The organism is Rhodococcus sp. ENV425, assembly GCF_002887785.1.
In the GTDB taxonomy this organism is placed as follows: domain Bacteria; phylum Actinomycetota; class Actinomycetes; order Mycobacteriales; family Mycobacteriaceae; genus Rhodococcus; species Rhodococcus aetherivorans.
In genome coordinates this window covers 82,813-93,401 of the sequence record NZ_PCZU01000283.1, presented here as the reverse complement: position 1 = coordinate 93,401, position 10,589 = coordinate 82,813, and the positions used below count along the sequence as shown (strand labels likewise).

Annotated in this window: 10 protein-coding genes; 9 read left to right on the top strand and 1 reads right to left on the bottom strand. The window is 70.5% G+C overall.

What is annotated here, in order from left to right; genetic code table 11:
• Positions 1-4: 4 nt before the first annotated feature.
• Positions 5-580, bottom strand: coding sequence for a TetR/AcrR family transcriptional regulator (locus CQZ88_RS27055; RefSeq protein WP_006941703.1), 576 nt, complete (start codon positions 578-580; stop codon positions 5-7).
• A 140-nt stretch (positions 581-720) separates the two neighbouring features.
• Between CQZ88_RS27055 and CQZ88_RS27050 the strand changes: the two genes are divergently transcribed.
• The 9 genes from CQZ88_RS27050 to CQZ88_RS27010 all read left to right on the top strand — a co-directional run bounded on the left by CQZ88_RS27050 (position 721) and on the right by CQZ88_RS27010 (position 10,362).
• On the top strand, positions 721-1,284 hold the full coding sequence (locus CQZ88_RS27050; RefSeq protein WP_006941702.1) for a MaoC family dehydratase N-terminal domain-containing protein: 564 nt from the start codon (positions 721-723) through the stop codon (positions 1,282-1,284).
• Complete coding sequence (locus CQZ88_RS27045) at positions 1,284-1,694, top strand: Zn-ribbon domain-containing OB-fold protein (protein WP_006941694.1); 411 nt, start codon at positions 1,284-1,286, stop codon at positions 1,692-1,694. The genes CQZ88_RS27050 and CQZ88_RS27045 overlap by 1 nt, the downstream gene beginning before the upstream one ends.
• A complete protein-coding gene (locus CQZ88_RS27040) occupies positions 1,691-2,101 on the top strand; it encodes a MaoC/PaaZ C-terminal domain-containing protein (protein ID WP_006941693.1) in 411 nt (136 codons plus the stop codon). The genes CQZ88_RS27045 and CQZ88_RS27040 overlap by 4 nt, the downstream gene beginning before the upstream one ends.
• Positions 2,098-3,297: a lipid-transfer protein gene (locus tag CQZ88_RS27035; RefSeq protein ID WP_102800566.1), complete on the top strand. Its 1,200-nt coding sequence runs from the start codon at positions 2,098-2,100 to the stop codon at positions 3,295-3,297. The genes CQZ88_RS27040 and CQZ88_RS27035 overlap by 4 nt, the downstream gene beginning before the upstream one ends.
• 29 nt (positions 3,298-3,326) lie before the next feature.
• The gene (locus tag CQZ88_RS27030) at positions 3,327-4,532 is read left to right on the top strand and encodes a DegT/DnrJ/EryC1/StrS aminotransferase family protein (protein WP_006941691.1); all 1,206 of its coding nucleotides are present in this window, start codon (positions 3,327-3,329) and stop codon (positions 4,530-4,532) included.
• Positions 4,533-4,650: 118 nt separating this feature from the next.
• Positions 4,651-5,787, top strand: coding sequence for a steroid 3-ketoacyl-CoA thiolase (locus tag CQZ88_RS27025; RefSeq protein WP_029546581.1), 1,137 nt, complete (start codon positions 4,651-4,653; stop codon positions 5,785-5,787).
• Positions 5,788-5,790: 3 nt separating this feature from the next.
• Positions 5,791-7,992 carry an acyl-CoA dehydrogenase gene (locus CQZ88_RS27020; protein ID WP_006941688.1) on the top strand — a complete coding sequence of 734 codons (2,202 nt, stop codon included), beginning with the start codon at positions 5,791-5,793 and terminating at the stop codon, positions 7,990-7,992.
• A 32-nt stretch (positions 7,993-8,024) separates the two neighbouring features.
• Positions 8,025-9,233: an acyl-CoA dehydrogenase family protein gene (locus CQZ88_RS27015; RefSeq protein WP_006941685.1), complete on the top strand. Its 1,209-nt coding sequence runs from the start codon at positions 8,025-8,027 to the stop codon at positions 9,231-9,233.
• Position 9,234: 1 nt separating this feature from the next.
• Entirely contained in the window at positions 9,235-10,362 is a 1,128-nt protein-coding gene (locus CQZ88_RS27010; protein ID WP_102800565.1) for an acyl-CoA dehydrogenase family protein, read from the top strand.
• Positions 10,363-10,589 lie beyond the last annotated feature (227 nt).

Below are 10,589 nucleotides of genomic sequence, written 5' to 3'. Positions count from 1 at the left end.
CCGGTCACTCCTCGGCGAAACCGCCGAAGAACAGCGCAACGAGCACGTCGGTGAACTCGTCGGTGGTGTATCCGTCCCGTCCCGGCCAGTGCATGCTCGCCCACAGCGCGTCCCGCACCGTGCGGTAGAAGACCTCGGCGGGGATGTCGGAGCGGAAGCTGCCGTCGGCGACGCCGGTGGCGATCGTGGTCAGCCAGTAGTCGCGCACCGTGCGCGACGGTGCGTCGACGACGTCGAGCAGGCCGTTGTCGCGCAGGTACTGCCGGTTCTGCTGGTAGATCGCCGTCGGATGGGGATGCTCCTCGATCACGACGAGGGTCTGGTGGATCAGGCCGCGCACAGTCTCGCGGGGACTCGTCGAGGTCTCCACGACGCGCCGGAAGCGCTGGTCGATGTCGGCCATGAAGCCGCTGAGGATCTCGGCGACGAGTGCATTCTTGGATCTGAAGAAGTGGTACAGGCTGCCGGAGAACACTCCGGCGCGTTCGCCGATGTCGCGGACCGTCGTCGGCCCGATCCCCTTGGTCGCGAAGAGTTCGGCCGCGAGCCGCATGATCTCGTCGCGTCGGTCCGACGTCATGGTTACCTCACCTTCCGATTCGCCGGTTCGGCGCGAGTTTTCCGCCCTCTGTTCCAACTGAGTGGGAGTGGGCAGTCCTGGCGGGGCGCCCGCGCCTACGGTACTGCACCAAGCGCTTGCTCAAGAAAGGTGGTGCGGACATGCCGACGCTGGAACAGGAGTTGGAACGCGAGTTCGAACAGTACGTCGGGAAGGTGGCCGAGCCCGCCCGGGTGGCCCGGTACGCCGTCGACGAGGCGATGATCCGGAACTGGGTCGAGGCCCACGACGACTACAACCCCGTCTACGTCGACCGGGACGCGGCCCGCGCGACCGGACGACCGGACGTGGTGTGCCCGCCCGCGATGATCTCGACGTGGGTGATGGCCGGCTACCGCCGCTGGCGCGAGGTGCAGCGGCTGCGCGCCGAAGGACGGACCGAGGACTTCGCCTACTCCGCGCTGATGACACTGCTCGACCGGCACGGCTTCACCTCCGTCGTCGCCACCAACGCCGAGCAGGACTACCACCGCGAACTCGTCCCGGGCGACCACGTCACCGCGCACTTCACCATCGAGTCGATCTCCCCGGTCAAGCACACCGGCCTGGGCCGCGGCTGCTTCGTCACCCTGCACAAACGCTACGAGAACCAGCACGGCGAACTGCTCGTCGAGGAGCGGTTCCGATTGCTCCGCTTCAATCCGAACACCACCGAGGAGGCGTGATGACGGCCGTTCCCAGGTTGACCGTCACCCAGGACAACGAGTTCTGGTTCGCAGCCGCCCGCGAGGGCCGGCTCGAGATCCAGCGCTGCAGCGACTGCGGCGCGCTCCGGCATCCGCCGGGACCGGCGTGCCCGAAGTGCCGCTCCTTCAAATGGGACGCTGTCGAGTCGTCGCGCCGCGGCACCCTGCACAGCTGGACCGTGATCCACCACCCGAAGGACCCGTCCTTCGACTATCCCCTCGCGGTCGGGCTGATCGACCTCGAGGAGGGCATCCGGATCGTCGCCGACATCGCCGGGGTCGAGCACGACCGGCTGCAGATCGGCATGGAGCTCGAGGTCGGCTTCGCCGAGCACGCGCACGGCGAAATCCTGCCGCAGCTGCGTCTTCCGGGCGGAGGTGCCGCATGAGCCTGCCGACCGTGTCCGTCGGCACCGAACTGCCGGCACTGGACCTGCCCCTCGATCGCAGCACCATCGTCGCCACCGCCATCGCCTCCCAGGATTTCGAGGACGTGCACCACGATCCGGGCGCAGCCGGAAAGCGCGGCACGCCCGACATCTTCATGAGCATCAACTCGACGAACGGATTCGTCGACCGCTACATCACCGACTGGGCCGGGCCGACCGCCCGCATCCGCCGCGTCGCACTGCGGCTGGGCGTCCCCAACTTTCCCGGCGACACCATGCGCCTGACCGGGACGGTGACCCGCGTCGACCCAGGCGCCGTCACCGTCGAGGTGCTCGGCCGTAACGCCCGAGGAACGCACGTGACCGCCGAGGTCACCGTCGCACCGTACGAAGGACAGACACGATGAGCGGCAGGATAATTCCCGGCGGGGGCTTCGCCCGCAGGGCGGCGATCGTCGGCATCGGCGCCACCGAATTCTCCAAGAACTCCGGGCGCAGCGAATGGCAGCTGGCCTGCGAGAGTGTGCTCGCCGCGCTCGAGGACGCACAGATCGGCGTCGAGGAGGTGGACGGCTTCGCGCTGTTCACGATGGAGACCAACCCCGAGATCGCGGTCGCCCGCGCACTCGGCATCCCCGAACTGACGTTCTTCAGCCGCATCCCGCACGGCGGCGGCGGCGCATGCGCACCCGTGCAGCAGGCGGCGCTCGCCGTCGCGAGCGGTGTCGCCGACGTCGTGGTCGTCTACCGGGCCTTCAACGAACGTTCCGGCACCCGGTTCGGCGCCGGCCCGCCGCCGTTCGCCTACACGGCCAACACCGATCAGGAATACCGCAACTGGATCAATCCCTACGGGCTGCTCACCCCCGCCCAGCAGGAGGCGTTCCTCGCCCGGCGCTACATGCACAAGTACGGCGCGACCAGCGCCGACTTCGGCCGCATCTCCGTGCTGTCGCGCAAGCATGCCGCAAACAACCCCAAGGCATGGTTCTACGAGCGGCCCATCACCCTCGACGAGCACCAGAACTCCCGGATGATCGCCGACCCGCTGCGGCTGCTCGACTGCTGCCAGGAGAGCGACGGCGGACAGGCCCTGGTGATCGTCAGCACCGAGCGGGCCCGCGACCTGCCGCACCCGCCGGCCGTCGTCTCCGCCGCCGCGCAAGGCGTCGGGCCCCAGCAGATCTCCATGAGCAGCTACTACCGCGAGGACATCGACGAGATGCCCGAGGTCGAGCTGGTGGCACGGCAGCTCTGGGATCAGGCGGGCATCGATCCGGACGACATCGACGCCGCAATCCTCTACGACGCGTTCACCCCGATGGTGCTGCTGCAACTCGAGGAGTACGGGTTCTGCGCCCGCGGCGAGGCCAAGGACTTCATCGCGGACGGCAACCTCGAACTCGACGGCCGTCTGCCCGTCAACACCCACGGCGGACAACTCGGCGAGGGATACATCCACGGCGTCAACGGAATCGCCGAGGGCGTGCGGCTGATCCGCGGCACGTCGGTGAACCAGCCCGGCAAGGACGTGGCGAACGTTCTGGTCACGGGCGGCTCCCCGGTGCCGCACAGCGCACTCGTGCTCTCCACCGACAACTGACCGACCACCCATCCAGAGGAAGTCCCGACATGACCGAACGCATCACCTATGCCCGCGCCACCCACGGCGAGGACGAAATCCGAGCGGTGGTCGACGTCCTGCGCAGCGGCCATCAGGGGCTGCGCATCGGCAAGAACGTCCTCGAGCTCGAACGCCGCATCCCCGAGCTGTCCGGGAAGCAGTACGGCGTGATGTGCAACTCCGGATCCTCCGGCCTGTACCTCGCGGTCGAGCTGCTCGATCTGCCGAAGGGCAGCGAAGTCATCACCTCGCCGCTGACCTTCTCCACCGACGTCGCGCCCCTCGTGCGCGCCGGCCTGATACCGGTCTTCGTCGACGTCGAACCGAACACGTTCAACGTCGACGTCACCAGGATCGAGGCGATGGTCACCGACCGGACCCGCGCCGTGCTCATCCCGAACCTCGCCGGCAACTGCCCGGACTGGGACGCGATCCGGGCCGTCGCCGACCGGCACGACCTGAAGGTGATCGAGGACACCTGCGACACCCTCGGCGCCCGGCTGCGCGGCACGCCCACCGGCGCGCGCGCCGACCTGACCGTCACCAGCTTCTCCATGGCCCACATCATCACGTGTGCCGGCACCGGCGGCATGGTCATGATGGACGACGAGCAGACCCGCGATCGCGCACTCCTGCTGCGCCGGTGGGGACGTCGATCCGAGCCGAACCTGTTCGGCAACGGACGTGGACGCGTCTTCCGGGAGGATCTGGACGGGGTCGACTACGACAACGACTTCATCTTCGACCTGCTGCCGTGGAACTTCGAGCCGTCCGAACTCGGCGCCGCCTACGGTGTCGTGCAGCTGAACAAGCTCGCGCAGAACTACGAGCGGCGCCGCAAGACCTTCGCGGAGTTCACCGCCGCGTACGGCGCCTACCCCGAGTTCTTCAGCACGCCGGTGGAGACCGATGAACTCGACACCGCCTGGTTGTGCTATCCCGTCACGGTCACCGCCGACGCCCCGTTCTCCCGTAGCGACCTGCAGGAATTCGTCGACGCGCAGGGCATCGACACGCGAACCGTGTGGAGCGGCAACATCACCCGCCACCCGATGATGGCGGGCGTCGAGCACCGCGTGCCGGACGAAGGCCTGCCCGAGGCCGATGCGGTGTTCGAGCGCGGCATGACGCTCGGCATGAGCCACGGGCTGTCCGACGAGGAGGTCACCCGCGTGACCGACGCGATCCACGCCTTCGCCGCGAAGTGGAGGTGACCGCCGTGCCGTCTCGTTTCACCGGCCGCATCTGCGACAGCCTCGGCCTCGTCGACGAATTCGGGCGCGAGGTCCGCGGGCTCGACAATCGGCAGTGGACCCGGGTGCAGGTGCCCGCATGAAGCCCGTGATCGTCGACGCCGCACGCACCCCCTTCGGCAAGCGCGACGGCTGGATCTCCGGTCTGCACGCCGCCGAGTTGCTCGGTCTCGCGCAACGCGGCGTGCTCGACCGGCTCGACCTCGATGCCACCCTCGTCGAGCAGGCCGTCGGCGGGTGTGTCACCCCGATCGGGGAGCAGTTCGGCAACATCACCCGCACCGCGTGGATGCACGCCGGCCTGCCGTCCCACACCGGGACCACCACCATCGACGCCCAGTGCGGCACCGCGCTGCAGGCGGTGCATCTCGTCGCCGGGCAGATCGCGCTCGGCACCCTCGAGGTCGGCCTGGCGTGCGGCGTCGAACTGATGTCGCGGGTCCCGCTCACCTACAAGGTCGGCACCGGCGCCGGCACCCCGCGGCCGGCGTCGTGGTCGGTGGACACCCCCGACCAGTACACGGCGGCCGATCGCATCGCCCGGCACCGCGGCTTCTCCCGCGAGGACCTCGACGCGTTCGGCCTGCGGTCGCAGCAGCGGGCGCGCGACGCCTGGGACGCCGGGTGGTTCGACCGGCAGATCATCCCCGTCGCCGTCCCGAGCGACGACGGCGACACCACGGTCACCCGGGACCAGGGACTGCGCGAGACCGGCATGGAGGCGCTCGCGCGGTTGCGTGCCACGATCGAGGGCGGTCTCCACACCGCCGGCACCTCGTCGCAGGTGTCCGACGGGGCGAGCGCCGCGGTCCTGATGTCCGAGGACAGGGCACGTGAACTCGGTGCGGCGCCGCGGGCCCGGCTGCTCGCGCAGTGCGTCATCGGCGGCGACACCGAGTTCATGCTCGACGGTCCGGTGGCCGCGGCGCAGGTGCTGTTCGACCGCACCGGGATGACGGTCGCCGACGTGGACCTGTTCGAGGTCAACGAAGCCTTCGCGGCCGTGCCGATGTCGTTCGCCCAGGTGCACAAGGTCGACCCGGACGTGCTCAACGTCGGCGGCGGTGCCATCGCCCTCGGTCACCCGGCCGGCGCCACCGGAATCCGGCTGCTGGCCACCGCGATCGACGAACTCGAACGCCGGGACCGGCAGGTCGCGATGATCGCCATCTGCGCGTCGGCTGCCACCACGTGCATGATTCTGGAACGGATGTAAGTCATGGCCATTGCACTCGACGCCGACCATCGCGACCTTGCCGACTCCGTCGCGGGCCTCGCCCGTCGCCATGCCCCGATCGAACGCACCCGCGCCGCGTTCGCCGACCTGGCGGCGGGCAAGCGGCCCGAGATCTGGGATGCGTGCATCGCGCAGGGCCTGCACGCCCTGCACCTGCCCGAGGAGCACGGCGGCGGTGGGGCGGGATTGCCGGAACTCGCGGTCGTGGCCGAGCAGTTCGGCCGCGCCCTGGTACCCGGGCCATGGGTGCCCACCGTCGTGGCCGGCGCGCTGACCGCCACCCTCCCGGCCGAGGGCACCGCGGCGGAGTTGTTGCGGCGGTTCGCCGACGGAGCGACCGGTGCCGCCGTCACCACCCCCGGTCTCGTCGCGATCACGTCGGGGCGGGGATGGACGGTCACCGGTGTCTCCGAGCCGGTGCTCGGGTTGCCCGGCGCCGACGAGGTGATCGTGCGCGCCACCGCCGACGGCGCGCCCGTGTGGTTCAGGCTCCCGCCCGCGGCCGGAGAGGTCGAGCTCGCCGACGGCGTGGACCCCACCCGCTCGGTGGGACGACTGCGACTGTCCGGAGCGGCGATCACGCCCGAGCACCTGCTCCCGGCGATCGACGACGACGACGTGCAGCTGATCGTCAACACCGTGTTCGGCGCCGAGGCGGCCGGGCTTGCGGCGTGGGCGCTGGACACCGCCGTGGACCACGTCCGCAACCGGCACCAGTTCGGCCGCCCGGTGGGCAGCTTCCAGGCCGTGCAGCACAAGGCTGCGATGATGCTGGTGCGTAGCGAGATCGCCTGTGCCGCAGCGTGGGACGCGGCCCGGTCGGTGCAGCAGGGCCGGGAGCAGCAGCGGCTCGCGGCGGCGCAGGCAGGACTGACGGCAGTGCCGGCGGCCGTCGACGTGGCGCTCGAATGCGTCACCCTGCTCGGCGGTCTCGGCTTCACCTGGGAACACGACGCGCACCTGTACTGGCGACGGGCACTGTCGATCGCCTCCGTCGCCGGCCCGGAGGACGTCTGGGCACGCCGGCTCGGTGAGCTCGCACTGTCGGACGAGCGCGACTTCTCCTTCGTCGAGGCCGATGCGCTACCGGAGCTGCGCGCGCAGGTCGGCGCCGTCCTCGACGAGGTGCGTGCACTGCCGGACGACGCGGTGCACAGCGACGGATGGGCTCCGGCGCGAGGCGGGGCACGTCGCGCCCGCCTCGCCGAGGCCGGTCTCGTCGCGCCGCACTATCCCCGGCCGTACGGGCTGGCCGCCGGACCGCAGGAGCAGGCCGTGATCGCGGACGAATTCGCGCGCCGCGGCCTCGAACAGCCGACCACCGTCATCGGCGAGTGGGCCCTGCCCACCCTGCTGCTGCACGGCAGCGAGGACCAGCAGCGCCGCTTCGTCGCGCCCACCCTGCGCGGCGAGATCGTCTGGTGCCAGTTGTTCAGCGAACCGGGCGCCGGCTCGGACCTGGCCGGGTTGTCCACCCGGGCCCGCAAGGTGGACGGCGGCTGGATCCTCACCGGACAGAAGGTGTGGAATTCGATGGCGCACGAGGCGGATTGGGGTATCTGCCTGGCCCGCACCGATCCCGATGTGCCCAGGCACGAGGGCATCTCGTACTTCCTCGTCGACATGCGCAGCGACGGGCTCGACGTGCGGCCGCTGCGGCAGGCGACCGGGCGCGCGGAGTTCAACGAGGTGTTCTTCGACGACGTCTTCGTCCCCGACGACTGTCTGGTCTCCGAACCGGGGCAGGGCTGGCGCCTCGCGGTGACCACGCTCGCCAACGAACGGCTCAGCATGGGCACACAGCTCGCGCACGGCGCGGCCGCGCGGGTGCGCGACCTCGTCGAGTCGGGCCGCTACGCCGCGGGCCGCGACGACGCGTTGCGCGTCCTCGGCCGCAACACCGGCCGCGAGATGGCCCTGTCGGCGATGAACCTGCGCAGCGTGCTGCGACGGTTGTCCGGTCTCGACGCCGGCGCGGAGATCAGCGTCCAGAAGGTCTTCAGCGCCCTCGCCCAACGCGACGGCTCGCGCGGGCTGGTCTCGCTGCTCGGCCCGGTCGGCGCCGTCGACGACGACGGCCACATGCTCGACCACATCGGCCTGCCCGCGGTGCTGTTCGGCGGCGGCACCATCGAGATCCAGCTCAACGTGATCGCCCGTCGCGTGCTGGGACTGCCGCGCTGACACCGAATCCATCACACGAACCTGGAGGGGCCATGCACCCGGAACTGTCCGACAACTCACGTCGGCTCCGCACCGAACTGCGCAACTACTTCGCCGAGATCATCGACGACGACGACCGGCGCGCGCTCGTCGATCAGACCGAGGGCGGTCCCGTGTTCGACCGCATCCTGCGGCGGATGGGCCGCGACGGGTGGCTCGGTCTCGGCTGGCCCACCGAATACGGCGGCCGGGGAGAGGATCCCGAGGCCCTGTACGTGTTCTACGACGAGGTGATCCGCGCCGGCGCACCGCTGTCGCTCGTCACCCTCAACACCGTCGCGCCGGCGCTGATGAAGCACGGTACCCAGGCGCAGAAGGACTTCTTCCTACCGCCGATCCTGGCGGGCGAACTCATCTTCGCCATCGGCTACACCGAACCGAACGCGGGCACCGACCTCGCCTCGTTGCAGACCCGCGCCCGCATCGAGGGCGACGAACTGGTCATCAACGGCAACAAGATCTTCACCAGCGCCGGAGTCTACGCGGACTGGATCTGGCTGGCCGTCCGGACCGATCCGGACGCGCCGCGGCACGAGGGCATCTCGGTGGTGCTGGTACCGACGTCGGCGGCCGGGTTCTCGGTGACCGAGATCCACACCGTCGGTGGCATCAGCACCTCCGCCACCTACTACGACGACGTCCGCGTGCCGCTGACCAACGTCGTCGGCGAGCTGAACCAGGGCTGGGGCCTGATCACCAACCAGCTCAACCACGAGCGGGTGGCGCTCGCCGCCCGCGGTGGCATCGCGAACGAGTTGTACGACGCCGTCCTGGCCTGGGCGCAGTCCGAGCCCCTGGGCGCCGGGACGGTCTACGACCTGCCCTGGGTGCGCGCCAATCTGGCGGAGACGTACGCGCTGCTCAGCGCCGCCGACCTCGTCAACCTCCGGCTCGTCGCGGACGTCGCCGCGAACACCCTCGGCGGCGGTGATTCCGCGGCGGCGAAGATCTTCGGCACCGAGGCGGTCGTCACCGCCTACGGCAAGATGCAGGAGATCCTCGGCGTGCGGGGTCTGCTCCGGCCCGGCAGCCCCGGTGCCGTCCTCGAGGGGCGCGTCGAAACCCTGGCGCGCAGAGCCCAGAACAACACCTTCGGCGGCGGCACCAATGAAGTGATGCGCGAGATCGTCGCCGCCAAGTGCCTCGGCATGACGCTCGCCGCCCGTCGCCGCACCGACGCCCCCACCAGCACGAGGAGCTGACATGGATTTCGAACTCGACGACGACCTGACGAGTGTGCAGGACCTGGCGTCCCAGCTCTTCCGGCAGCTCGCGCCGGTCGATCGGGTTGTCGAGGTGGAGAAGAACGAGGGCGGCTTCGACGCGAAGCTGTGGAGTGCCCTGGCCGACGCCGGTCTGCTCGGCATCGCGGTGCCGGAGGAGTCCGGTGGCGCCGGGATGGGCCTGCTCGGCCTGATCACGGTGCTCGAACAGCAGGGCCGGCACGTGGCGCCGGTACCGCTGTGGTCGGTGACGGCGGCCGCATCGGCGATCGTCCGTTTCGGCACGGCCGAACAGGTCGAACGCCTGGTCCCCGGCATCGTGGACGGATCCCGACCCGTCGTCGCGGCGTTCGATGCGCCCTACGGTGAACTCACCTCGCTGTCGGCGGTGAGCAAGGGCGACGACCTGGTCGTCAGTGGACCCGTCGCCGGTGTGCCCGCCGCAGCCGTGGCCGCCGCGACGATCGTTCCGGTCCGGTGCGACGACGGGTCGCTCGCCGTCGCGGTGATACCGACCGGGGCGGACGGGGTCACGGTGGAACCGGTCGCCGCAACCGACCGCGGCAGCCTCGCCCACGTCCGGTTCGACGACGTCGTGGTGCCCGCGTCCGATCGCCTGCCGGGCGACGGCGCGGAGACGGTCACCTGGGTGCGCCGCCGGATCCAGCTCGCGCTCGCCGCGGTGCAGCTGGGCGTGTGCGGGCAGGCGCTGAAGACGACGGCCGAATACACCTCGCAGCGAATCCAATTCGACCGTCCGCTGTCGACCAACCAGGCGGTGGCGGTGCGGGCCGCAGACGCCTACCTCGACACCGAGGCGATCCGGCTCACCACCCGGAGGGCGGCGTGGCTGCTCGACGCCGGACGGGAGCAGGAGGCCGAATCCGCGGTTCTCGTCGCCACATGGTGGGCGTCGCGCGGCGGTCTGCGGGTGGTGCACGCGACGCAGCACCTGCACGGCGGTATCGGTGCGGACGTGGACTACCCGATCCACCGCTACTTCCTGTGGGGACGGCAATTGTGCTTCACCCTCGGCGGTGCGGACGCCACCGCGGCCGAGCTGGGCGACGTCCTCGGGTCTGCACCCAGGATCGGGGCACCCGCATGACGAACGCCGGGCGCCCGACGCTCGTCACCGGCGCCGGCAGGGCGCTCGCGCGCCGGGTCGCCGGAGAGGGCACCCGATGACCCGCACCACGGACGTGCCCGCGGACCTGCGGGAAGCGACCGCGGAACTTGTCGCCGCGACTCGCGCGCTGATGCTGGCCGCGGCGACCACGACGGCGGACGCGGACACCGTCCGCGCCGCCCGCGCAACGGTCGCCGAGCTGGCCG